This is a genomic window from Costertonia aggregata (assembly GCF_013402795.1).
Classification (GTDB): Bacteria; Bacteroidota; Bacteroidia; order Flavobacteriales; family Flavobacteriaceae; genus Costertonia; species Costertonia aggregata.
Genome location: NZ_CP058595.1, coordinates 269576 through 295392, shown reverse-complemented (window position 1 = coordinate 295392; position 25817 = coordinate 269576). Strand labels below are relative to the sequence as shown.

Sequence of the window (25817 nt, the reverse complement as noted above, 5' to 3'; positions counted from 1 at the left end):
GGAAATTAAAAAGATATGAAGACGGCAATAATGGGATTTGGAAATCCGGTGCGAAGTGATGATGCGGTGGGCATTTATGTAATTGAACAACTGCGGGAAAAACTTCCAGAATCAGAAAATATTAGCATTTTCGATATGGGTACTGCGGCTTTCGAAGTACTTTTCGGATTAAAAGGACATGATAGAATAATTTTAGCCGATGCGGTTTTGAATAGCAATGAACCCGTTGGCACATTATTTAAGGTCCCAGCAGAAGAAGTTATGAAAGCCCCTCAAGATGACCCTTTGGTTTTTCTCCATGGAATGAAATGGGACCAAGCATTGTCCTATACCAAGAAAATATTACAGGATGATTATCCTGATGATATTCAAGTGTATTTGGTGGCAATCGAAAACACCAAATTAGAAGTAGATTTGAGCGATGTAGTGAAGGAAGCGGGAGACAAAGTGGTACAGCATATCTTAGAAGATTTAAATCTGTCGATACCTACGTGAGTGCAAAAATCACCCTGAAGACCTCCCATATTTACTTGGATAATGAATTGATTGAACCCATTTTCGGAAACATTCATTATGCCTATGTCACCTATGTGGAAGAACAAGGAAAAATTTTGATCACTCCCGTTTCAAGTCAGTGGTTTGTTAAAATGTATAAACCTACCCAGTTTTTATTAAAATCGCGTAACTTGAAAGGTGATAAAACACTCGCTATTCGGGAAATACTTATTGATAACGATTTAAATATGACCGATAGAGAATTGGAATATGAAATCATTGAAAAAACGAATTTGATAAAAGTGGCTATTTAGAATTTACTAATGACGAAACAAAAAAACGATTGGCTTTTAGATGCTGAAGTTCAGTACAAGGTTACTCCTATCAAAGGCCGTTGGGAAGTTTCGCTTATATTTATCAACACCAAAGACCCGAACCAAGTCTTAATTCAGACCATAGGTGATTATCGCTCGGAGCGACTAGCCGAAATTTATGGTAGAAGCATGCAGCAAACTGCAGCAAAAGACCCAAGAGGCAACCAAAAAGTAGACAAAGATGCTTACGATATTAACATCAACTAGCGCCCATAAAAAGGTTCAAGAAGCCATTGCGTCAGTAGACCGATTGGACGAATTGGTCAGCATAACCGAAGATTCTGAAGCGATAAATGACTTGAAAACCTTAGTTGTGGATGCAGATGAGATTTCAATTCCCTTGGATTGGTATGATATGGAACCGCCCTATGCTTTTCCAACTACACCATTTAATAAAGAAAATCTACTAGCACTGGTATTCTATAAACTAGGGAATCAGCAGAAATCGTTTGAATTTGTTTCGGAAGAATATCCGATATATCATCACCTTTTGATTGCTACCCATTTACAATTTGGATATGAGATTTCACCAGGCATGGTAGATTTCTGCTATAATACTTTACCACATAACCATGCGATTTTAAATTATTATGGGGTTGTTGAAAATCCATTGAATCATAAGGAGCTCAAGAGTCTTTTCTCCCATGCTATTGAAAAAGCCGAAAATGATGAGATAAAAGTATTTTCAGCAAAACACTATTTGAATTTACTTTTAGATGCTGGAGAATTAGATACTGCCAAAGCCTTAGCAGAAGAACAGGCTGCAATTGCTATTTCTGAGGATGCCAAAAATGCTTTGAACACCCATTTAGCGGGAATCCTTATGGCGCAATTACAAGTGCCTTATAGTACTGAGAAGTTGGACGAAGTTCTTGACCTGCAGCTACAATCCATCGCACACTTTGAAGCAAAAAATCAAAAAATACAGGCTGGAATGGTATTGGTCGATGCTGCTGAAGTGGCCAATTTTAAAGAAGATTTTATCACATCTAAAGAATTGATTAACAGAGCTATTCAATACTTTAAGCAAGAAGACATTCCTGAATTTTTAGGAGAGGCGGGATTCAAAAAAGCAATCCTATTATATACTTGGTCCAAAAATGGTAGTCCGCAGTATTACAAGGCTGCCATCAATGCTTTTCAGGATGTACTAAAAGTATTTAAACGTGATACGCATCCGCAGAAATTTGCCGATGTACATCATAATTTGGCATTGATTTATTCTGAAATTCCCGTTGGGGCAGAAGAAAAACCAATGTGGACGGCCTTTTGCGCATCTTCCTTTAAAGAAGTGTTGTCATTCTACACTAAAGAAGAATATCCTTATGAGAATGCCATGGCGAGTCATAACTATGCGACCGCTTTGATGCATTTTCCTCCAGCAAAAATTCATGATAATTTGGAAAAGGCGTCAGGTTTATTTGAAGAAGCCCTTGAAATACGAACGGCGAGTGCTTATCCTTTTGAGCGTGCCTTGACCCTTATGAATCAGTTGGAATTAGGCTGGCTTACGCATAATGAAACTAGCGAAGAAGAGTTGAAAAAATACGAAGAGATGAAGGCAAAAGCCGAGGAAATAAAAACCTTGGTAACCGATGCCAGTTTAATAGAACAGGCGGACAAACATCTTCAAGAATTGGAAAAAGTAAAAAGTTTAATCTAATGCACGAAACCTCCATCGTAAATAGCATCATGCGAACCCTCGAGCAAGAGTTTGAGGCGGAAAAGTTGAATAAAATGAAAGCTATTCATTTGAAGGTCGGTATTCTTTCAAATATCGAACCTCGGCTTTTATATAATGCTTATGAAGCATCTCAAATGATGAGTCCACAGTATCACCATGTTCAGCTCAAAATAGAAATGACTGACTTAAAAATACAATGTGAAGTTTGCAACCATATTACGGATGTGAAGAACTATCGCTTCATATGTGATAATTGCGAACGACCCAGCAAAAATGTGATTCAAGGCGAAGAAATGCTTATTCACAAAGTAGAATTTGACGACTAGAAGAAAAATTGATTCAAAGAAGAAAAGACTATGGTAGAGAAATCAACAAAAGCAGCACGTGGAACCGTACAGTGCGAAAACACGAATATCAACTTGCTCAAGGCAAATGATTTTGTGGCAGATATTATTAAGAAGGAAATGGCTAAAACTGACACACTCCTTATAAATATTACGTCTTCTGCAGGTAGTGGTAAAACGACCCTAATGCAGAAAACAGCTGAAAAACTAAAGGATAAAATCAAAATCGCCGTGATGGTCGGAGACTTAGAAACCGAACGTGACGCAGACCGTATTCGTGAAACTGGTATTCAGGCTTTACAAATTGTAACCGGTGGCATTTGCCATCTAGAAGCACAAATGATACATCAGGTTTTGGACCAGTTCGATTTGGAAAATATCGACTTGTTATTTATCGAGAATGTCGGGAATCTAGTGTGTCCTTCTTCCTTCGATTTGGGTGAAGATTACCGTGTGACTCTTATGGCGACCACCGAAGGCGATGACAAACCAAAGAAATATCCCAAGATGTTCTTGACTAGTGATATGATGTTGGTTTCCAAAGCAGATTTACTACCCTATGTTCCGTTTTCTGTGGAAGCAGTTACTAAAGATGCCCGCGAAGTCAATCATGAATTGGAGGTGATTCAAATTTCCGCATTATCTGATGAGGGAGTTGATGAATGGTGTGATTGGTTGCTTGAAAAAATCCAACAGAAGAAAGGATAGCAATACCTATGTTGCAAACCTTTGAAATTACAATTTCTGGACAGGTTCAAGGGGTGGGCTTCCGCCCCTTTGTGTATGGTTTAGCGAAACAATTTCAACTCAAAGGTTCCGTTTGCAACAATCAGGATGGGGTTTTAATTCACATTAATACCTCCGAGGATAAAGCAAAGGTTTTTTTGGGACAACTGCTCGACAATGCTCCCGAGATATCGATTATTCAATCACATTCTATTTCAGAAATTTCGTTTCAGGAATATGATGATTTTAAGATTATTTCTTCGGACACCAATCATCAAATCGATATTCCCTTAACCCCTGATTTTGCGATTTGCGAATCTTGCAAGGAAGAAATCAGAGACAGAAAGAACAGACGATTTGGTTATGCTTTCACTACTTGCACAAACTGCGGACCAAGATATGCGGTGACAGCAAAGTTCCCTTTTGAGCGAGCAAACACCACGGTTTCTGCCTTTGCAATGTGTGATTCGTGCCAAACGGAATACACCAACCCTGATGACAGGCGATTTCATTCGCAAACCAATAGCTGTGCAGATTGCGGAATTCAGCTTCAACTTGTTGATACCGATAGTAGGCAGCTCAATCAAACCCAAAGTAATATCCTAAAAAAAACTGCGGCCTTACTTTCAGGAGGAAGCATAATAGCCATTAAAAACACCAATGGCTATTTACTATGCTGCGATGCGAATAATAAGGAAACAATCGAACGATTACGAAAACAAAAACAACGCCCAGCGAAACCTTTTGCCCTACTCTATCCGTCTCTAGAGAGAATCAAAAATGATTTTCAGGTAAGCATTCTAGAGGAAAAAGCTCTTACTTCTTCGGTTGCCCCAATTGTCATTTTAAATCCGAAAGCGATTATTGCCGATTTAGAACAAGAAAGTATCGCGTCTAAATTAAATCAACTTGGGGTTATGTTGCCATCTTCAGCTTTATTAACACTTTTGATGGATGAATTGCAAATTCCCATTATAGCAACAAGTGGAAATATTCATGGCTCTCCCATTATTTCAGAGAAAGACAATGCCATTGAAAAGCTAACCGGAGTGGCAGATTATTTCTTGCATCACGATTTAGCTATTTCTTTTCCTCAAGATGACTCGGTAGTTCGTTTTGCAAGGGAACATCAAATTGCCCTGAGACGCTCACGCGGACTTGCTCCAAATTACCTAAGCAGTAATAGAGCAAACAATGAGAAAGTACTGGCGATGGGTGCGCATTTAAAAAGCACTTTCACGTTTACGCCCAACTCCCATACGTATGTGAGTCCGTATTTTGGAAATTTGGATAGCTACGATGTTTCAGGGCGTTTTCAGGAGAGCATCGACAAATACAGTAACCTTTTTGATACAAGACCTGAAACCATTTTAATTGATAAACATCCCCAATATCAAAGTAGCATATTGGGAAAAGAACTTTCAGAGCAATGGAAAACAAAACTCATAGCAATTCAACATCACAAAGCTCATTTTGCAAGTGTTTTAGGGGAACATCAGCTCTTCGATTCCGAGGAAAAAATATTAGGTATTATTTGGGATGGCACCGGATACGGAGAAGACAACGCCATTTGGGGTGGTGAGTTTTTCTCTTATGCCAATTACAAAATGGAGCGATTAACTCATTTCGAATATGTAGATTGGATTGCTGCGGACAAAATGGCTAAAGAGCCACGACTGTCCTTACTCAGTATGCTTCCTGAAACCGAAAAACATATGGCAAAGACCAAGTTTTCAGAAACCGAATGGAAGATATATAACAAGATGTTAGTGAATAATTCGCTAAAAACTTCTTCCGTGGGTAGACTGTTTGATGCGGTTACATCTCTCCTACTTGATATTGATACCACTTCCTATGAAGGTGAAGCAGCAATGCTTTTAGAGAATCAAGCGAGAAACTATAAAGGCACTGATTACATTGATTTTCTATTTGGGGTAGATTATCAGAAGGTCCCGATAAAAATAATTACCCAGAACATTCAAAAAGCGATTTTTAAAGGGTATTCAAAAGCACGAATTGCAAATAGCTTTATTTACACTTTGGCTTTGGCCATTATCAAGGTGGCTGAGCAAAATAATTTTAGCCGTATTGCATGCAGCGGAGGAGTGTTTCAAAATGCTGTTTTGGTCGAAAAACTGCTTCAAATGGCTGAAAAGAAAGGGTTTGAATTAAAATTTAATCGTATATTGTCTAGTAACGACGAGAACATTTCCATAGGTCAATTATGGTATCATCAACATATTAAAAATTGAATTATGTGTTTAGCAATTCCAGGAAAAATCAAGAGTATTGAAATACAATATGGTGGCATGGTGCGCATGGCAAAGGTTTCGTTTGGTGGCATTACCAAAGAAGCAAGTTTGGAGATGTTGCCCGATGCTGACGTGGATGACTACGTTCTCGTGCATGTTGGTGTTGCTATTAGCAAAGTCAATGAAGAAGAAGCGCAAAAAACGTTTAAATATCTTGAAGAGATTGGTGAATTGGGCGAACTGGAAGATGTAGATGAGTATTTACCTAAATCAGAATAGCTATGAAGTACATGTCAGAGTATCGCGACCCAGAGTTGGCGAAAAAATATTTGGAGGAAATCAAAAATACAGTCTCCCGACCATGGTCGATTATGGAAGTTTGTGGCGGTCAAACGCACAGTTTGGTAAAGAATGGTATTATTGAGATGCTACCTGACAAAGTCACCATGATTCACGGACCCGGTTGTCCGGTTTGTGTGACACCACTGAACTTAATTGATAAAGCGGTTTATTTGGCGGTGGAAAAAGGCGTTATCCTTTGTTCTTTTGGAGATATGCTACGTGTACCTGGTTCTCAAAAAAGTCTTTTGGAAGCCAAGGCTGAAGGTGCCGATGTTCGTATTTTATATTCTCCTTTGGAAGCTGTAAAAATTGCTGAGGACAATCCTCATAAAGAGGTTGTTTTCTTTGCCGTTGGTTTTGAAACTACGGCTCCGGCCAATGCCTTATCCGTTGTACATGCACATCGTAGAGGTGTAAAAAATTATTCTATCTTAGCATCTCATGTTTTGGTACCTCCTGCGATAAAAGCCGTAATTGATGATGAGGAAAGTAAGATAGATGGATTTTTAGCCGCAGGCCACGTTTGCACCATCATGGGAAATACGGAATATCACCCCTTGTCAGCAGCATATAAAGTACCAATTGTAGTCACTGGTTTTGAACCTTTGGATGTTTTGCAAGGCATCTTAATGGTGATAAGACAGCTTGAGCAAAGTAAATCTGAAGTTGAAAACCAGTATGCGAGAATAGTCCGTGAAGAAGGAAACCCTGATGCCCAGAAAGTAATTGATGAAGTATTTGAGGTACGAAATCAGATGTGGCGGGGCATTGGCGAAATTCCTGAAAGTGGATACGCCGTTCGCGAAAAGTATGCGGACTTTGATGCCACTAAAAAATATAATGTCACCATTGAAGAAGCACCTGAAAACCCAGATTGTATTTCGGGTCAGATTATGAAAGGAATTAAAAAGCCTTTTGAATGCTCTCAATTTGGTAAAACCTGTAAACCTACAAATCCACTTGGTGCGCCCATGGTCAGTAGTGAAGGGGCTTGTGCAGCCTACTATCACTTTTCTGGACTCGTGGAAGCCTAATCAGAAGAATGTCCGAAAACAAAAAAATACGCATGCAGCTGCAATGCCCCATGCCCAAACTTGACTTTGATGTCATCACTTTAGGTCATGGCAGCGGCGGAGTACTCACCAATAAACTTTTAGACAGTGGCGTTTTTGACCTGTTAAGCAACGATATTCTTGATGAACGTCATGACGGTGCTTTTCTGGAGTTACATGGCAAAACTGCTTTTTCTACGGATAGCTTTTTGGTATCTCCCATCTTCTTTCCTGGCGGAAATATTGGCGAGCTAGCCGTTAACGGAACCGTCAATGACTTGGCGATGTGTGGTGCTAATCCCAAATACCTTTCTTTGAGTTTCATCATTGAAGAAGGACTTCCGGTTAAAGAGTTTTGGGATATTCTTGTAGCTGTCAAATTTGCCTGCCAAAAAGCTGGTGTACAAATCGTAACAGGCGATACCAAAGTGGTTGAAAAGGGAAAAGGCGATAAAATTTTCGTGAATACCTCAGGAGTTGGACCAATTCATCCCAAGGCAAAAATCAGTGCTAAGAACATCGCAGTTGGCGATAAAATTATTATCAGCGGGAATGTAGCATCTCACGGCATGGCAATTATGTCCGTTCGTGAAGGTTTAGAATTTGATTCGGAAATCCAAAGTGATACCACCAATCTCAATCATACCATACTAAGTTTGATTGAGCAATTTGGGGAAAACATTCATCTTTTAACCGACCCAACGCGTGGTGGTGTTGCAACGGTTCTCAAAGAAATTGCCCAATCTTCGGAAATAGGAATTGACTTATTTCAAAAGGATTTCCCGATGGATGAACAAGTAGCAAGTGCCTGTGAGTTATTAGGTTTAGACCCTTTGTATGTGGCTAATGAAGGTTTATTTCTTGCCTTTGTATCCGAATCGGAAGCTGATTCGGTTTTAGCAACTTTACATGAAGATGAAAATGGCAAAAATGCCCGTATTATTGGAACCGTTGTTGCCGAACATCCGAAACAAGTAATCATGGAAAGTGCCATTGGAGGCAAACGTGTCATTAGTATGTTACCTGGGGAACAATTACCTAGAATCTGTTAGCATGAATTTTGAAACCCTCGGTCCCCACGTCACCGATTCTTATGTTTTTAAAGGTTCTCAAAAGATGCCTTTCTTGGCACCACGCGGAGTTTTCGTAGCAAAAAACCATCTCTTTGTTTCCGATACAGGTCGTAATCGTGTTTTTATTTGGAGGAATTTACCCGCAGCTGAATACCAAAAACCCGATGTTGTTTTAGGGCAATCAGATGTTTTGGAAACAGGACGGAATTCAGGGGGAATGGTTACCGCCAATAGTTTGCACTACCCTTCTGGAATATGGAGTGATGGAAAAATTTTGATTGTCGGTGATGCTTGGAATCATCGCGTTTTGATTTGGCATTCGTTACCAACAAAAAACGGGCAAGCAGCCGATGTAGTTTTAGGGCAACCTGATTTTGAATCGAACCAACCCAATGTGGATGGAATCGGTAATGACCCTTCAGCACATACTTTGAACTGGCCCTACGGGGTTTTCTCTGATGGAAAATGTCTCTGGATAGCAGATACAGGAAATCGCAGGATATTGTTTTACAATACTATTCCCAAATCTAATTTTGCAACGGCGGATGAAGTCATTGGAAAGTCTAATTTTACAACACGAGATTACGAGAATAACGAACCTATTTGGCCGTATTCTATAAAGGTAAATTCCAAAAAGCAAATGGTGGTTGCTGACACTCAGTTCTACAGAAATCTCATATGGAACAATGTGGAAGAAGCCTTTTCAAAACCCGCCGACACCATCATCGGGCAAACCGATTTTGATGCTTGTGGTCAGAATCAATTCGGATTATTTCCTTCGTCAAAATCATTAAATTGGACGTATGACGCCTGTTTTTACAAAGATGGATTACTAGTAAACGACACTGGAAATAGCAGAATACTTTGGTTTGATAAAGTTCCCAAAGACCATAATGCAGAAGCCACTGCGGTCATCGGCAAGAGAGATTTCAAAACCGGAAGCGAAAATAAAGAGACCCTACATGGCACTTCGAGCTCCTTGTATTGGCCTTTTTCGGTTACCACAGACGAAAATAAACTCATCATCGCCGACACCGGAAATCATCGTGTCGTTATTACCGAATTGAATTTTTAGAGACTCAAGTACAACCAATATATCCCAATGGTAATGGCAAAAATTCCGCCAGAGAGACGTACCGTTCTGAAAAGAGATTTATTATTTTGATTCTTAGAGAAGTTTGCAACTTTTCCCAAGAGGAAGGTGTAAATCGTCATGGCCAAAACCGTTCCAAAACCGAATCCTAAAATATATTGAATGCTGTCTAGTTGATTTTCAAATCCTAAAACAGGAAGTAATAGGATAAAATGTGCAATTCCCGCTAGGCCATGTAGAATGCCAATACCAAAAGAGGACCACTGGTTTTGTTTGATTTTCTTCTCATGTATATGCGAGTGTTGTAACTTGTTTTTGTCATGCTCATGTTCATGCACATGAATATAAGGTTTTTCTCCATCATGCACATGCGGATGTGTGTGATTTTTGCTTTTGTAAAAGATACTGAACAATGCCCAAAGGCCAATAGCAATTAGAACAACCCCAACTAACTGCTCACTATGTTCCGAAATTTTTTCTAATGGAATATATTCCCTGAATAAAAGAAAAAGCAGCCCGATAAGAAGCATTCCCGTCAAATGACCAAAACCCCATAATAGGCCAATTTTCCAAACTTTACGCCTAGTCTCAATCGCCAAGGGAGTAACTGCGGCCAAATGATCCGGGCCAGAAACCACATGTATGATAGAAGCCGCTATTCCGGCAAATAAAGGAAAGTTTATCATTTATTTTTACATGAGAACAATTTAGTGAATTCTTGTAGATTTGGTTTAGATAATTTCAAATAAAATCGATTTTATATTATGTGGCCAAGAATATTCATGGTTGTATAAAAAAGTATTTTAAAAGGGTATTTTTTAGTAGTTCAATTTCAAAATAACATCGGTTTTCGATTGGATATTAAGACGCTTTATTCAATAGCCTTCGGGATTTTAAACCTTTAATGGATTCTAAATAGTGCTTGATTTCTTTTTTAGCTATAGGAAATAAAAAGAATAAACCTATCATATTCGGAAAAACCAATGCCAATATCATTGCATCGGAAAATTTTATCACGGCATCCAAAGTGACTGCAGCTCCCAAAATAGTAAACATCAAAAAAATGATTTTATAGGTTAAATCACTTTGCTTGCTTCGGCCAAATAGAAATTTCCATGCTTGAAGGCCATAATAAGACCATGACAGGATGGTGGAAAACGCAAAGAGTATTACTGCGATAGCTAACACATACGAAGAACCTGGAATAGCGGTATCAAAGGCCATAGATGTAATGTTTACCCCACCGATTCTGCTTCCGTCTGGCATTAGGGCCTGACCGTTAACAACGTCTCCATAAACAAAAACACCATCCATATTGAACATAATGATGACTATGGCGGTCATGGTGCAAATGACCACGGTATCGATAAAGGGTTCCAATAACCCCACTAAACCCTCGGATGCCGCATACTTGGTATTGACTGCGGAATGTGCTATCGCAGCAGAGCCTGCACCAGCTTCATTGGAAAACGCTGCCCTTCTAAAGCCTTGTACCATAACACCGATAAAACCACCTGTAATGGTAGCTCTAGGTGTAAATGCTTCTGTACATATCAATGAAAATGCATCATCAATATATTGGTAATTGGAGCATATGATGAACAATGCCGTACCTACGTAAAGTACGGCCATACAGGGCACTATCTTTTCCGTAACCTTTGCAATACGCTTTATGCCACCTATGATCACTATTCCAACAAAAACGGCAAATATCAGGCCTACTAGGCTTCCCGAGGCCGGGCCATCCAATCCAAAACGTTCAATTATCTGAGACGCCGCTTGATTGGTCTGGAATGCGTTTCCACCACCAAAGGATGCGCCAACACACAACACTGCAAAGACAATTGCCAATACTTTTCCCGTTTTTTGAAACCCTAACTCCATTAATCCTCGGGACAAATAGTACATGGGACCGCCAAATACGTTTCCCTGAGTATCAATATCCCTATACTTTACCCCAAGCGTACATTCTACGAATTTCGAGGACATTCCCAACAGCCCGGCAATAATCATCCAAAATGTGGCTCCAGGGCCACCGATGGATATCGCTACCGCCACCATGGCGATATTTCCCAATCCTACAGTTCCGGAAACTGCGGTCGCCAATGCCTGAAAATGGTTCACTTCTCCATGATGACTCTCATCATTGACATTGTCAACTATTACGCCATTAATTTTTGAGAGATTTTTATTTGTGGCTATATGTGGTTTTTCCAATTCATCATATTTGCCGCGAACCACTTGTATGGCGGTGATAAAGTGTCTGATATTCAAAAAACGAAAGTGAACGGTAAAAAATATTGCTCCCGCCAATAAAAGAATCAGCACAATGGGTATGCCAAAACCTAAAATGTTTATTTCGGTAAAAATCAGGTTTTCCCACCAAATGGCTATGGGCATAAACGCATCGTTTATTTGTTCGTCCAAGCCTTTTGTTTGGGCATTTGTTGGTAGGGTTATGAATAAGGTAGAAAATGTGAATACTCTCAATTTTGCTGTCATGGTAGAATGGTTTAGACCCCAAAATGCAGGAAGAATCAACTTTTAATCAACAAAGTCGGAAAAAATATGAAAACGTCAGTAAAAGTATTACTGACAAAATTGTATTAGGATAAGTGTTTACAGTGAAATATTATCTGCCGGCACGGCCAAACGAATTTTTCGTTCACGTTTTTCCGACATTTCAAAAAGTAGGTTTTTAAGTGGTAGCATGTGATGCTCTTTAGTCCAATTGCCTTTTCCAAAAATCCCGTCCAATAGAGCCAATAATAAACGTTTTACCTCATTATAATCTTGAATATCATATACCCTTTGTGATTTGGAAAAGTTTTTTGGCTTAATTTCCAACCAACTGTCTTCGGACAATTTTTTGTTTTCGGCAAACTTGTACAATAACTTATAGGCGTTGGGCGTGAGTTTGATTTTTTGCTCTTCTTTTCCGGATATTCCTTTGATAACAACGAAAAAATGCTGTTTCCCCTTGTTTTTTTGTCGTTTCAAATTCAATTTAAAATACTGGACAGGCGGTAATATATTTTCCGATAATTCTTTTACCCAGCTTAGTGCCAAAGCAAAAAATATCATAATTAGACATGTTTTGAAAATTGCGGAAAAAAGGTTTTGGTTTACGGGAGCCTCCATCAATTTGTAGCATTGTGCTATCAAGGTTATGGTTATGCAGGCCATGGAAAGCCATGCCAGTAATTTCAACCTTCTTTTCGCAAAGGATTCCCAAAGTACTATGCCTAAAAATATCAAGGTAAGAAAGGCATAATATACATCCAGCTCACTTATTATGGTTATTGTCCTACCCGATATCATTTTATTTACGGTGGGCAGGAACGAAAACAAAAACGGTAACCCTACAATAATTTTCCAGTGTTTTGATTTAATGATAGGCTCAATGGTTTTAGGTAAAAACCGGAACCACGGCAATGCCAAAAGGATGAACAAGCTATTGAAGAGAGATAAAAGACTGCGCCATCCTTCCAACAAAAACGGCCGGGCCGGTTGTATTTTGGCAAAGTAAACCTCTGCAAGTCCGGAAAAGCTCCAACACAAAACAGAAAGGGCTAACCAAACCTGTCCAAAATCGTTTTGTTTTTGACCAATATGCCACCAAATGGATAAAAGAGACACAAAAGCGAAAAGGCATACCGCAAACTGCCACCAGCCATAAAAGGTCAATATTTCTTTGTTTTGTTGAAGTAGTGGTACTATAAATAAAAGCATGAAATAGATTCTGCGATGTACCAAATATAACTAAAATGATATACCGTTAGGATTATGATTTCTGTGTAAATCTAATTCATGGTATCAAAATGAAGAGGTACGTTTTTTTGGACATAACTTTTTGGCAGTAAACCCATTGCCTCTTTAACATCAGTAACGGGAAGTTTACAGGTATTGTCCCTACATACATAGATATACGTATCGCTCTCATCATAACGATCTTGAAAAAGTGGTAAATCACTTTCTTTGGTACTGCCCACTTTGAGCGTATTGGGTATGTTGTTCCTACCAAGTTCCTTGAGTTTGGAAGCGGCCTCGTTACCGACTATGGCCACTTCATAATAGGGATACGTGGTATTGAGAAACAAACTGTTCCAATTTGCATATGCATACGGATTCTCTTGAAGATTTGGCAACACTGTAGAAAGCATAGTTTTTGCCTTTTTTATCTGATGCATGTCATAATTTATATGCCCTAGCTTAAACAGGTTTTTTGCCATGACCGAATTTGGGGAAGGAATCACGCCGTCATCTGTTTTGATGAGTTTGGAAATAAGTTCCTCGCCTTCGTTATAGGTATATAGGCCCGAAGCTTCGTCAGTAAAGTTCTTCGCAATGGTCTGGGTAAGTTTTTTTGCGAATTCCAGATGCTTTTCGTTCATGCTTACGCTGTATAATGTAATACAGGCGTCTGCCAAAAAGCTATAATCTTCCAAAAACCCATTTATGAACTTGCTATCTTTTTTATGGGAGTGGCCCAATTTTTCGTTTACATAGCTTTTGGATTCTATAAATGTTAGAATAGAAAGAGCATTATTCAGGTATGTTTCATTCCCAAGAGCGGTGTAAGCCTCTACATACCCTTTTATCAAAAGGGCGTTCCATGAGGTTATAATCTTATCGTCGGTTCTTGGGCGAACCCTTTTTTGTTTGGCATTGCCCAGTTTTTCCCTCCATATTTTCTGTTTTGATCGTAGTTCGTTCAACGTTATATGATGTTCCGATGTAAAGGACGTATCATTGTTTAATTTGTGCAAAACGTATTTCCCATCTTCCCAAACAGCATCTTTTGCAATGGTGTAGTAGGATGCAAAAAGGGGAAAATCACCTCCCAAGACCGATTTTAATTCGTCTTTGGTCCAAACATAATATTTACCTTCTTCGCCTTCGATATCTGCATCCAAAGCGGCAAAATATCCACCTTCGGGATTTTTCATCTCACGTTCTAAAAATGCGATTGTTCCGAGTACAACTTCTTTATATGTTTCTTTTTTGAATGTTTTGTATGCCTTGGCATATAAATAGATCAGTTGCGCGTTATCGTAGAGCATTTTTTCAAAATGGGGAACTTTCCATTCAGGGTCTGTGCTATATCTAAAAAAACCGCCACCTATATGGTCGTAAACCCCACCCATAACCATTTTATCCAGAGTGAGTTCCACATGCGCCAGCACAGCTTCATCACGGGATAATAGTGCATAATCCAATAGGAAATCCAAATTTACGGGCAACATAAACTTTTCGTTTCTCTTATCGCCTCCCCATGTAGTATCCCAAGAAGATTTCCACGTTTCTACACTTTGAGCTAATGCATCTTTAGTCAACCGTTCAAAATCGGCCGATGGTTGAATGATATTTACCTCTTGGATGCCTTTGGCTACCATATCGGAATATTCTTCCGCTTTAATGGGATTCTCGTTATATAATTTGCTGATTTTGGTCAATACCTTTTGCCATTGTTCCTTGGTGTGATAGGTTCCACCATAAAGCGGTTTTCCATTCGGGAGGGTTATTACGTTCAGCGGCCAGCCGCCGTCTCCTTGCATTAGTTGAACGGCGGTCATATAAATTTGGTCTACATCCGGACGTTCTTCGCGGTCTACCTTTATGTTGATGAAATTTTCGTTCATCAATTCAGCAATGGTATCGTTTTCAAAAGTTTCTTCTTCCATAACATGGCACCAATGGCATGAAGAATATCCAATACTGACCAATACCAATTTATTTTCTTTTTTGGCTTCATCCAAAGCTTCTTGGCTCCAAGGTCGCCAATCTACTGGGTTATGGGCGTGTTGTAACAGATAGGGGCTGGTTTCATCAATAAGTGCGTTTGTGTATTTATGGTCAATATCCATTTGCTTTTTGTCATTTTTCTTACATGTTGAAAAAAATAACAGCATTGTGAACCCCAGCCCTAAAGCTCTAAACAAATACATTAAGTTTCCTGTACCTTGCATAAAGCTAAAGTAGGGAATTTGTTCGGCACGCATAAAAATTTATATATTATATGATAGAATAAAAATACTTTTCTAGTTTTAAAAAATATATGTACCGAATGATAAAAATAAAATTTTTAAGGTATTCTTTTCTGGTAATCTTTTTGTGTTTATCCTGTAAAGAAGAAAGCAAAAAAAAAGCTGATAAACCCCTAATGGAGCCTAAGAGAGAAGCAAAAGCAACGGAACGTGAAATAGTTAAAGATATACCTGAAGATATACAGCCACCGGAGAATATGGTTTGGATTCCTGGTGCACAATTTGCCCAAGGTGCGGTACCACAGGATAAATTGGCCATGTCGCACGAGAGACCAAGCATACAGGTTATCGTGGATGGTTTTTTTATGGACGTTACCGAAGTCACCAACGCCGACTTCAAAAAATTCGTGGACGAAACAAACTATGTTACCGTTGCCGAAAGGGCCATAGATTGGGAAGAAATGAAAAAACAAGTTCCAAAGGGTACTCCAAAACCACATGATAGCATTATGCAACCTGGCTCTTTGACTTTTAAAAAAGCAAATTCGACACTTCCCAACTTATATGATTTTTCGCAATGGTGGCAATGGACCATTGGGGCGAACTGGAAGCATCCCAACGGGCCCAAAAGCTCAATAAAGGGGATGGATGATTACCCAGTGGTACATATAGCCTATGAAGATGCCATGGCCTATTGTAAATGGGCGGGAAAGCGTTTGCCTACCGAAGCGGAATGGGAAATTGCAGCTAGGGGAAACCAAAAGAATACTGTTTATACATGGGGGGAAGATGCATCCAATTTGAATGCAAAAGCGAATACCTGGGAAGGCGAATTTCCAGTATCCAACATACGATTGGACGGTCATGAGGGCAGAGCTCCCGTGAAATCATATCCTCCGAACGATTTTGGGCTATACGACATGGCAGGCAATGTTTGGGAATGGACTAACGATTGGTACAACACTGATTATTACAAGCAAATGGCGGCAACTAAAGATACGATGATTAACCCCAGCGGTGCTTCAAACGCATATAATGCCGACAACCCCTATGCTAAGGAAAAAGTGATGAAGGGCGGTTCATTCTTATGCAATGCATCTTATTGCGCCAGTTACCGGGTGTCCGCACGAATGGCTACAAGTATGGATTCATCTTTGGAGCATTTGGGTTTTAGGACCGTAATGACACCAGAAATGATAAGGGTCCGTAACAAAAAATAGCTAGGTAACTTAGGTTACCCGTAATGCAACCAATTTTTCTATTTTTACCCTAAAATACATTTCAACTGAAATGAAGCGAAGGAGTTTTGTGAAAAAATCGGTCATGACATCTATGGCCACAGTCTTGGGTTCGGAAATTGTCTTTGGTACAAAGTTGCCCAACGGGTATATTCCTTTAGGTATGCAAGATGTAGACCCCTTTATATTGTTTCAAAAAGACAAGAGGATGACAGTCCTGAATTCCAAACCATGGAATATAGAGGCCAAAGCCCATTTATTGGATGATAAGATTACGCCGAACAAATACATGTTCATCCGTAACAATGGACTTATCCCCGAAAATATGGATGTAAGGGGTTGGACCTTGACCATTGACGGGGAATCGGCAAAACAGAACAAGACCTACACGTTCAAAGAACTGAAATCGAAATTTGAGCACCATTCCTATCAACTGACTTTAGAATGTGGTGGAAACGGTAGGAGCGAATTCGACCCTCCGGCAAAAGGCAACCAATGGACGGTAGGCGCAGTTTCCTGTGCTCAATGGACCGGCATTAGGCTAAAAGACGTTCTACAGGATGTTGGTATCAAAGATGATGCAGTTTATATCGGGTACCATGCGGCAGATATACATTTAAGTAGGGACCCCAAAAAAGAGGCGATTTCGCGAGGTGTTCCAATAACCAAGGCACTGCAAGATGAAACTTTATTGGCATTTCAGATGAACGGCGAGGATATCCCATTGGCACACGGTTACCCTTTGCGATTGGTGGCAGGTGGTTGGCCGGCATCGGTTTCGGGAAAATGGATTGAAAGAATCAGTATTCGGAACAAGGTGCATGATGGCGCTAAAATGATGGGGTCGGCCTATCGTGTTCCATGTAATCCCGTTGCCCCGGGAGAAAAAGTAAATGATCAGGATATGTGCATCATAGAATCTATGCCGGTAAAATCCCTCATTACATATCCAAAGACGGGTGCCATGCTCAAAAAGGGCGAAGAATTAAGAATACGTGGTCATGCTTGGGCGGGCGAATTAGAGGTCGCCAAAACGGAGTACTCCATTGATTTTGGTTCAACTTGGCGCGATTGCCTTCTTGATAAACCTGTAAACCGATTGGCTTGGCAACATTTTTCAGCAGCGATATCGTTCCCAAAAAAAGGGTATTACGAAGTATGGGCAAGGGCAACAGATAGCCAAAGGGTAAGTCAGCCTATGTTGCTGCCGGGCTGGAACCCAAAAGGATATCTAAACAATGCATGCCATAGAATAGCGGTTAAAATAGTATAATGGGGATTGAACAAAAGCAGGGAAAAACCATTCGGGGCATGTATCGTACAATTATTGTCATCAGTACCTTGATTATTATAATTGCTATCATCGGATTATATTTTTTCAACAATGAAGAATCAAATTCGAATGATGAAAGTTATGTTGATATTTCCGACCAAAATAGGGACAAGATTGAAAACGGTATTCATTTAAGAACCGGCCTGATAGCCAATAAAGGATTAACGACCGTCATAAATAACTGCACTAGCTGCCATTCGGCCGAGCTCATTATACAAAATAGATTGACCAGAGATGGGTGGGCACAAACAATCGATTGGATGCAGGAAACCCAAAACTTGTGGGATTTGGGGGAGAACGAAGAAATTATCATTGATTATTTGGTCACGAATTACCCAATACGGAAAAAGGGCAGAAGATCGGTTTTGAAAAACGTTGAGTGGTACACCTTAAACAAGTAGGTTATGAATAAATATTGGGAAGCCTTTATTGAAGCTTTTCTTAAAAATTTGCAATGGACCTGGGATTCAATACTATTTCAAGTGCCATGGTATCTCAACTATTTTTGGGGCCTTATCCTTATTTCTCTGTTGGTATGGTCATTGGAGGTTTTGTTCCCTTGGCGAAAGAACCAATCCATCTTTAGAAATGACTTCTGGTTGGATGGCTTTTATATGTTCTTCAATTTTTTCATGTTTTCCATAGCCATTAGCGGATTTTATAAATTGATGCAAATAGGTTTTTCGGAAATGGGTATTTCCGACCAAACCTTTGCCCTTATCGACCTTTCCAAAACGTTTGTTTTTATACAGCTCATCGTATTTTTTATTGTGCTCGATTTTGTCCAGTGGTTTACCCATATTCTATTGCACAAATATGCATTCCTATGGCGTTTTCATAAAATACATCATTCGGTAAAAGAAATGGGTTTTGCGGCACATTTGCGATACCACTGGATGGAAAATATTTTTTATAAGCCTTTAAAGACGTTAGGGGTCATGGTTTTGGGCGGTTTTGAGCCAGAACAAGCCTATATTGTACACTTCTTTGCAATCGCCATTGGTCATTTTAACCATTCAAACATCAAGCTGACATGGGGTCCGTTAAAATACCTGTTCAATAATCCTGTAATGCATTTATACCATCATGCCTATGATCTACCCAAAGGCAGGTTCGGGGTGAATTTCGGTATTAGCCTAAGCGTTTGGGACTATATGTTCAACACTCACCATGTTCCCGAGGATAGCGGTACTATAAAATTGGGTTTTCCCGGCGATACCAAAGTGCCCAAAACCTTTTTTGGCCAAATAGGGTTCGGTTTTGGAAGCTCCAAAAAAGAAGCCTGATACAATTTGTAAAATCACATACTGTTAATAACTTTGATGTAAGGTTTTTGCCAAAAAACCTACTTTTATACCCTAGTTAAATTTATACTATGTCAAATACAATAGAGCGTGTTAAATTATTGATTATAGGTTCGGGTCCTGCTGGATATACAGCAGCCATTTATGCAGCCAGGGCAGATTTAAAACCCTTGTTATATACCGGAATGGAGCCTGGGGGCCAATTGACCACGACTACCGAAGTGGATAACTTTCCCGGATATCCAGAGGGTATAGACGGCCCTACTATGATGGTACAGTTGCAACAACAGGCCGAAAGGTTCGGTACGGAGGTCAGGATTGGTATGGCCACTGCCGTAGAATTCAGTACAGAGCATGGTGGTATTCATAAGATTACCATTGATAACGATACAATTATCGAGGCGGAAACCGTAATTATATCCACAGGGGCATCTGCTAAATATTTGAACATCCCAAGTGAGCAAAGACTTCGTGGAGGCGGAGTTTCTGCCTGTGCGGTTTGTGATGGCTTTTTTTATAAGGGACAAGATGTCGCCATAGTCGGAGCTGGGGATACAGCAGCCGAAGAGGCTTCATATTTGGCCAATATATGCAATAAGGTGACCATGTTGGTACGCAAGGATCACATGAGGGCTTCAAAAGCAATGCAGCATAGGGTAAACAGCCTTAAAAACATTGAGGTCAAATACAATACCGAAGTTGATGAGGTTTTGGGTGATCAAGTGGTCGAAGGTCTGCGTATGGTAAATAACCAAACGGGAGAAAAAGAAGAAATCGCCATTACCGGTATTTTTATAGCAATAGGGCACAAACCCAATACTGACATTTTTAAAGGTCAGTTGGACATGGATGAAACCGGTTATTTAATAACGCAAGGAAAATCTACCAAAACCAATATTCCAGGTGTTTTTGCCAGTGGCGATGCACAGGACAAAGAATACAGACAGGCAGTTACCGCTGCGGGTTCAGGGTGTATGGCCGCTTTGGACGCTGAACGTTATTTAGCTACGGTAGGCTCTATAGACGAAGCTGTTGCGGATCAATATAATATCTAGAGAGAATTCAGATTATAAACAAAAAAGCGCCGCATTATGCGGCGCTTTTTTTGTGATAGTATAGGTCAATCGATACGTTTATAGTTTTCGGAATTTATCCGGTTACCCTCATCGTCCAAAAATATTTGGCTAAAACTGTTTTTTTTCAGTTCAAGTTCCATATTCCATTCCATATCGGTATTGGCTACTTTTTGCATTGAAGCTGACATATACTCCAATTTTTCGGTCAGTGTATTGTCCTCAATTGTATAGGAGCCGTAACCAAACCATTCTACGGAGTCGCTTGGAACGTATCGCGTCCACATTACTTTACCATTATAGAACATTTTGATTTGCCTATAACCTTCACTGGTCGCTAGGGTGTCGGATATTTCTCCATCAATGTAATTGTAGAAACTAACAAGTTCCCAAGTACCTTCTATTGATGGCGGTGTTTCTAAAGCACTATCGGTTTTTGAGAAATTTGTTGCGGATACTAACATAAGCATAAGTATAACCAAAGCGAGTAGTTTTTTCATATTTGTAGATTTTAGTGTTAGGGATTGAATACCAAAAAGTTACGTATTTTTTGGTTGAATTGCAACTATTATTTAACATTGCTTATGTAGTTTGGTGATTAAAACCAAGGTAAGATTAGTCTTATATTTTACGGTTTTACCATAATTATAAGAACAACAAAATATACGATAAACGCAATATTTGGTTAAGTTGATGAGTATTAAGCAGTATTATTTTGAAAACTTATAAATATCACAAAACTATCACGAATTGTTTGTTTTTATATCATTTTTTTAAGACTTTAGATTTACTACTTAAAACCAAACATATATGAAAAAAGCGTATTTAATTATGCTGTTACTGCTCTTCTCAGGGTATAGTATGGCGCAGAACATCACGGGTAAGGTTACTGACAAAGACAATGTGCCCTTACCTGGTGTGACTATTTTAAAGGTAGGTACCAATTCGGGTACCACCTCAGATTTTGACGGCAATTTTTCTATCAATGCGGAACAAGGGGATGTACTTCGGTTTTCCTACATAGGGATGTTGTCCCAAGATGTTACGATAGGTACTGAAAGTAGCCTTTCAATTACGATGCAGGAAGATTCACAAGTGTTAGATGAAGTTGTAGTGACGGCATTTGGTGTGGAGCAGAAGCAAAAATCCCTTGGATATTCCTTGACGCAAGTCAAAGCTGAGGATGTTAATTTAATCGGACAGGCAAATCCTATTGAAACGCTACAAGGTAGAGTAGCTGGTGTTCAGATCAATAGGACTTCTGGCTCAGCCGGTGGTGGTGTAGACATTTTGATTCGTGGGGTAACTTCCGTCAATCCAAACAGGAATAATCAACCTTTGATCATTGTAGATGGTATTGCACTGAACAACGATACTTTTTCTGGGGAAGTTAGGCCAAGTGCAGGGTCTAACTCGCCCAATAGTGCTGAACAGTTCGCCTTTTCGAACAGAGCGGGGGATATAAACCCAGAAGACATTGAAACTTTTAGTGTTTTGAAGGGTGCCGCCGCTACAGCTTTATACGGGGTGAGAGCCTCTAACGGAGCTATCGTAATCACTACAAAAAGAGGAAAACAAGGTAAAGCAAAAATGAACTTTACGGCATCAACGACTTTTAGGGATGTGCGAACTACTCCAGAATTACAAACCACATACAGAGAAGGGTTTGTAGGTGCTCCGAGATTGCTCTATGATCCAAATTCAGAAACAGGATTCAATAGGGTGCAAAACGGTACCGTTTTTTGGTCATGGGGCCCAAGATATTCTGATGATTCTTTTACCTTGGAAGATGGTACTGTTGTTGATTTGTCGAACGATCAGTTTTATAGTCCTTATGAAATTTTTAAGACAGGATTTAATTCCCAAGTAAATTTGAGTTTAAGCGGTGCCAACGAAAAATTGGATTATTTCTTCTCTATGGGAAATAATAACGAAGAGGGTGTTTTGCCGAATACCGACTTTGAAAAAACCACGTTTAGGTTAAACAGTGGTTATCAAGTAACCGAAAAATTCAAAATCAATACTTCTATTGCCTACACAAAATCTGGTGGAAGAAGAGCTAATGGTGGGGATAAATCCGTAATGAGTGCATTGTCCTTTTTCTCCGGTACTTTCCCTATTAACGATTTTAGAAATCCCGATGGTAGTGAAAGAGATTATTCTTTTGGAATTATAGATAACCCCCGTTACTTGATGGAAACAAGTAGCCTTGTCGACAATGTAAACCGATGGGTCGGGAACACAACTTTAAATTGGAACCCCAAGGAATGGTTAAATGTTACATATGCCGCACAAATTGATAACTATTCAGATAAAAGAAATCGATTTGTTGGAGCAGATCTGGATGGTGGATCTCAAGTAGGTGGTTTTATCCTTAATCAAAATATAAATTTTACGGCCCTGGAATCAAACTTATTGGTAGCTATGAATAAAGATTGGTCCGATGACTTTTCAACAGACTTGACTTTGGGACACCAAATTTCCGATACAAAACGTGATTATGACGAGGCCAGGGGAGAAAGGCTAAATGTCCCCGGAATAAACGAGTTGGGCAATACGACCAATTTCTTTATCAACAACGACCTTAACCGTCTTCGAAATACTGGTGTTTTTGGAGAGCTAAAACTTGGCTATAAAGACAAACTTTTCTTGACGTTAACCGGTAGAAACGATTGGTTGTCTACTTTGCCCAAAGACAATAGATCTTTCTTTTATCCATCAATAAGTTTGGCTTATGATGTCTCCGGCCTGTTCGGGGACAATGATGTCTTTACTTTTGGAAAATTAAGAGCTTCATGGGCCGAAGTCGGTAAAGGTCCTGGGTTTGGCGATGTTGGACAATTCTTTATCGTTGATGATGATTTTCCATTTGCAGGAGCAGGTGGTTTTAGAAGAAGTACCAGGTTTGGGGACTTGAATATTGTACCCGAGAGAAACCAATCTACTGAATTTGGAGCTGATTTACGGTTTATGAAAGATCGTATACGAGTAGATTATGCATATTTCAATACAAGGGTCAAAGATCAAATTTTTACCGTAGGAACAGCCTTTTCATCTGGTTTATCGGGGATTACAAGAAATGCGGGTGATTTTAAAGTGTTTGGCCATGAATTGCTGGTTAGCGCGGATATCATACAAAAACCGGATTTAAAATGGGAACTTATCTTAAACTGGTCCACCAGCGAAGGCGAAGTACTTGAAATTCCTGATGATATTGAATCCATAGTATTTGCTGATTCTGGTTTTGCTGGGGTCACTTCAGAGATAAGGGCAGGCGATAAAATGGGAACGTTATACGGATGGAAGTGGCGCTATGAAAACGGTCAACGTTATATAGATGAAAATGGAAAGCCCGAAATAGATTTTACCGAACGACAGAAAGTAGGTAACGCCTTTCCGGATTTTATTTCATCTTTGGGAAGTAACTTCAAATGGAAAGGTCTAGGATTCAACTTTTTGGTAGAATACAAAAAGGGTGGAGACCTTTATGACTCGGGTAGAAGGAACTCTATAAGAAACGGTATTCTTAAGATAACTGAATTTAGAGATCAGACTACAGTTCTTGAGGGTGTTATGGACGATGGAAATGGTGGCTTTATTCCAAATACTACAGAAACTCTAATAGACCAAAATTATTACAGAAGTTCAACAGATTATAACAGGGCCTCGGAAATTTTGGTACAGGATGCCTCTTGGGTCAAAATAAGAAATGTAGGGTTTTCCTATGATTTTGGAGGTAAATTGTTGAACAATCTAAACCTTTCGCGTCTAAGTCTATCGGTCAATGCGAATAATATTCTTTTATGGACTCCTTTCGAAGGTTACGACCCCGAGGGGAATCAATACAGCGCAGGCAGCAATGTATATGGTTTTGCCGGTCTAAGTGTTCCCATTGCGGAAAGCTATTCATTTGGTATAAATGTAGGATTTTAAAAAAAGTAATTATGAAAAAAAAATATTTAAAAAGCGTAATGGTCACGGCCATCGTGGTTTTATTTGCGGCATGTAGTGATGATTACTATGATGTGAATACACCTTCAAATACTGCAACGGTTGATGAATTGCGCATGCAGGATTTAATGGGCCCAGTCATTCTAAGTACAATGCAAGGTCAACGTTCGGCCGAACTCGCCTTTGGAAACTATGTCCAAAATTTTGTTAGTACAGGTGGGGGAGCAATTGGGCAAACGACGGCAAGTGGCCTTTGGTCTCAAGTATATCTAAATGTATTGCCAAATGTGAAAATCATAAAAGATAAGGCTATTGAAAGCAATGCTCCACATATTGGCGCAGTCGCAGATATTTTGACAGCCATAAATATTGGTATAGCTACAGATACATGGGACAATATTCCTTTCAGCGAGGCCAGTGAAGGCCCCGATAATAATTTTCCCACATTTGATACGCAAGAATCTGTGTATGACCAAATATTTGCCGTTCTAGATAATGCTATTGCAGCTCTTGAAGCTCCCGATAATTCTAGTTTTACCCTAGGGGACTCTGATTTGGTATATGGTGGCGATATGGAAAAATGGTTGCGCACTGCTTACACTATCAAGGCGAGATATCAACTACATTTAGTCAATAAGGGCATAATACCTGCTAGTGATGTTCTCACAACTTTGGAAGGTGCTTATACCTCTACAGAGGATGATTTTCAGGTATTCTTTGATGAACGAAACATAAATCCGTGGTATTCAGCTGAAGTATTGGCCAGAGCCACTGGAAACCTAAGTAACGATATAGCAAGCCAGTTGGTAAGCTCAATGAACGGTGATAATTATCCTTTTGAAGGTGGAGTGATAACAATTGACCCAAGGTTGCCCCTATTTGCCGAGAATGGAGGTGAGGACGAATACAAAGGATTTGTAAGTGGTAGCGCAGGTCTAGCCCCAGATGGTTCGGAAGCCAACTCTAGATTTAGAACAGATGGGTATTATACGAGTATAGATTCTCCCTTGATGTTAATAAGTTATGCCGAAGCAAAATTCATAGAGGCAGAAGCGGCCTTTCTTGCCAATGGCGGGACTACTACGAGTGTAGGGTCAAATACTGTAGCATATACTGCGTATTTGGAAGGTATACAAGCGAGTATGGACATGTATGGTGTTGATGGAACCGATTACCTGGCCGATGGGGCCATAGCTGTGGGCGAGGCTGGTTTGATGTTAAATCATATTATGAAAGAAAAGTATATACATAATTTCCTAAATCCTGAGACTTTTGTTGATTTTAGACGCTATGATTTTTCCGATGAGGTATTTGTTGGACTTCAGATACGGCAGGAAGAAGCCAGTGATGATAGTGATTTCTTTGGGCAATGGTTTAGAAGGGCCGAATATCCGGCTTCCGAATTAAATAGAAACGAAGCAAATGTTTTGGCCAATCAAGAACTTCCGATAGTTCCTGTTTGGTGGGATAGAGACTGATTGTAATCTTATATGAAG

The 25817-nt window shown here is 39.7% G+C and carries 23 protein-coding genes; 18 read left to right on the top strand and 5 right to left on the bottom strand.

Annotation, left to right across the window (positions count from 1 at the left end):
* The first annotated feature begins 15 nt into the window (after nucleotides 1-15).
* The 11 genes from HYG79_RS01395 to HYG79_RS01345 are packed head-to-tail and all read left to right on the top strand — an operon-like array spanning nucleotide 16 to nucleotide 9417.
* Complete coding sequence (locus HYG79_RS01395; RefSeq protein WP_179240394.1) at nucleotides 16-495, top strand: hydrogenase maturation protease; 480 nt, start codon at nucleotides 16-18, stop codon at nucleotides 493-495.
* Complete coding sequence (locus tag HYG79_RS01390; protein WP_179240393.1) at nucleotides 492-809, top strand: hypothetical protein; 318 nt, start codon at nucleotides 492-494, stop codon at nucleotides 807-809. The genes HYG79_RS01395 and HYG79_RS01390 overlap by 4 nt, the downstream gene beginning before the upstream one ends.
* A 9-nt stretch (nucleotides 810-818) precedes the next feature.
* A complete protein-coding gene (locus tag HYG79_RS01385) occupies nucleotides 819-1076 on the top strand; it encodes a hypothetical protein (RefSeq protein WP_179240392.1) in 258 nt (85 codons plus the stop codon).
* A complete protein-coding gene (locus tag HYG79_RS01380) occupies nucleotides 1051-2532 on the top strand; it encodes a hypothetical protein (protein ID WP_179240391.1) in 1482 nt (493 codons plus the stop codon). The genes HYG79_RS01385 and HYG79_RS01380 overlap by 26 nt, the downstream gene beginning before the upstream one ends.
* Nucleotides 2532-2879 carry a hydrogenase maturation nickel metallochaperone HypA/HybF gene (locus HYG79_RS01375; protein ID WP_179240390.1) on the top strand — a complete coding sequence of 116 codons (348 nt, stop codon included), beginning with the start codon at nucleotides 2532-2534 and terminating at the stop codon, nucleotides 2877-2879. The genes HYG79_RS01380 and HYG79_RS01375 overlap by 1 nt, the downstream gene beginning before the upstream one ends.
* 30 nt (nucleotides 2880-2909) lie before the next feature.
* Nucleotides 2910-3605, top strand: coding sequence for a hydrogenase nickel incorporation protein HypB (gene hypB, locus HYG79_RS01370; protein WP_179240389.1), 696 nt, complete (start codon nucleotides 2910-2912; stop codon nucleotides 3603-3605).
* An 8-nt stretch (nucleotides 3606-3613) separates the two neighbouring features.
* Nucleotides 3614-5875 (top strand): carbamoyltransferase HypF, encoded by a 2262-nt coding sequence (gene hypF, locus HYG79_RS01365; protein ID WP_179240388.1) that lies wholly within the window; start codon nucleotides 3614-3616, stop codon nucleotides 5873-5875.
* 3 nt (nucleotides 5876-5878) lie between these two features.
* The gene (locus HYG79_RS01360) at nucleotides 5879-6154 is read left to right on the top strand and encodes a HypC/HybG/HupF family hydrogenase formation chaperone (RefSeq protein ID WP_179240387.1); all 276 of its coding nucleotides are present in this window, start codon (nucleotides 5879-5881) and stop codon (nucleotides 6152-6154) included.
* Nucleotides 6155-6156: 2 nt separating this feature from the next.
* Complete coding sequence (hypD, locus tag HYG79_RS01355) at nucleotides 6157-7251, top strand: hydrogenase formation protein HypD (RefSeq protein WP_179240386.1); 1095 nt, start codon at nucleotides 6157-6159, stop codon at nucleotides 7249-7251.
* Nucleotides 7252-7259: 8 nt separating this feature from the next.
* Entirely contained in the window at nucleotides 7260-8321 is a 1062-nt protein-coding gene (gene hypE / locus HYG79_RS01350; RefSeq protein ID WP_228027913.1) for a hydrogenase expression/formation protein HypE, read from the top strand.
* A 1-nt stretch (nucleotide 8322) separates the two neighbouring features.
* On the top strand, nucleotides 8323-9417 hold the full coding sequence (locus HYG79_RS01345; protein WP_179240385.1) for an NHL repeat-containing protein: 1095 nt from the start codon (nucleotides 8323-8325) through the stop codon (nucleotides 9415-9417).
* Here HYG79_RS01345 and HYG79_RS01340 read toward each other — a convergent pair.
* The 4 genes from HYG79_RS01340 to HYG79_RS01325 form a co-directional block, all read right to left on the bottom strand.
* The gene (locus HYG79_RS01340) at nucleotides 9414-10121 is read right to left on the bottom strand and encodes an urease accessory protein UreH domain-containing protein (RefSeq protein ID WP_179240384.1); all 708 of its coding nucleotides are present in this window, start codon (nucleotides 10119-10121) and stop codon (nucleotides 9414-9416) included. The two genes, HYG79_RS01345 and HYG79_RS01340, sit on opposite strands and share 4 nt — an antisense overlap.
* Nucleotides 10122-10296: 175 nt before the next feature.
* Entirely contained in the window at nucleotides 10297-11937 is a 1641-nt protein-coding gene (locus HYG79_RS01335; protein ID WP_179240383.1) for an alanine/glycine:cation symporter family protein, read from the bottom strand.
* A gap of 117 nt (nucleotides 11938-12054) precedes the next feature.
* Nucleotides 12055-13167: a hypothetical protein gene (locus tag HYG79_RS01330; RefSeq protein WP_179240382.1), complete on the bottom strand. Its 1113-nt coding sequence runs from the start codon at nucleotides 13165-13167 to the stop codon at nucleotides 12055-12057.
* 71 nt (nucleotides 13168-13238) lie between these two features.
* Nucleotides 13239-15437, bottom strand: coding sequence for a thioredoxin domain-containing protein (locus HYG79_RS01325; RefSeq protein WP_228027912.1), 2199 nt, complete (start codon nucleotides 15435-15437; stop codon nucleotides 13239-13241).
* Between the two features lie 161 nt (nucleotides 15438-15598).
* On the opposite strand from HYG79_RS01325, the gene HYG79_RS01320 reads away from it, so the two are divergent.
* The 5 genes from HYG79_RS01320 (at nucleotide 15599) to trxB (ending at nucleotide 20352) form a co-directional block, all read left to right on the top strand.
* Entirely contained in the window at nucleotides 15599-16642 is a 1044-nt protein-coding gene (locus HYG79_RS01320; RefSeq protein ID WP_228027911.1) for a formylglycine-generating enzyme family protein, read from the top strand.
* Between the two features lie 70 nt (nucleotides 16643-16712).
* Nucleotides 16713-17933: a sulfite oxidase gene (locus tag HYG79_RS01315; protein ID WP_179240380.1), complete on the top strand. Its 1221-nt coding sequence runs from the start codon at nucleotides 16713-16715 to the stop codon at nucleotides 17931-17933.
* The gene (locus tag HYG79_RS01310; RefSeq protein WP_179240379.1) at nucleotides 17933-18394 is read left to right on the top strand and encodes a monoheme cytochrome C; all 462 of its coding nucleotides are present in this window, start codon (nucleotides 17933-17935) and stop codon (nucleotides 18392-18394) included. Before HYG79_RS01315 ends, HYG79_RS01310 begins: the two co-directional genes overlap by 1 nt.
* Nucleotides 18395-18397: 3 nt before the next feature.
* Nucleotides 18398-19279 (top strand): sterol desaturase family protein, encoded by an 882-nt coding sequence (locus tag HYG79_RS01305; protein ID WP_179240378.1) that lies wholly within the window; start codon nucleotides 18398-18400, stop codon nucleotides 19277-19279.
* Nucleotides 19280-19368: 89 nt separating this feature from the next.
* Nucleotides 19369-20352: a thioredoxin-disulfide reductase gene (trxB, locus tag HYG79_RS01300; protein ID WP_179240377.1), complete on the top strand. Its 984-nt coding sequence runs from the start codon at nucleotides 19369-19371 to the stop codon at nucleotides 20350-20352.
* Nucleotides 20353-20417: 65 nt separating this feature from the next.
* On the opposite strand, the gene HYG79_RS01295 is transcribed toward trxB, so the two are convergent.
* The gene (locus HYG79_RS01295; RefSeq protein ID WP_179240376.1) at nucleotides 20418-20870 is read right to left on the bottom strand and encodes a hypothetical protein; all 453 of its coding nucleotides are present in this window, start codon (nucleotides 20868-20870) and stop codon (nucleotides 20418-20420) included.
* A gap of 310 nt (nucleotides 20871-21180) precedes the next feature.
* Here HYG79_RS01295 and HYG79_RS01290 point away from each other — a divergent pair, with 310 nt between their 5' ends.
* Nucleotides 21181-24303 (top strand): SusC/RagA family TonB-linked outer membrane protein, encoded by a 3123-nt coding sequence (locus HYG79_RS01290; protein WP_179240375.1) that lies wholly within the window; start codon nucleotides 21181-21183, stop codon nucleotides 24301-24303.
* A gap of 11 nt (nucleotides 24304-24314) precedes the next feature.
* On the top strand, nucleotides 24315-25799 hold the full coding sequence (locus tag HYG79_RS01285) for a SusD/RagB family nutrient-binding outer membrane lipoprotein (protein WP_179240374.1): 1485 nt from the start codon (nucleotides 24315-24317) through the stop codon (nucleotides 25797-25799).
* Nucleotides 25800-25817 lie beyond the last annotated feature (18 nt).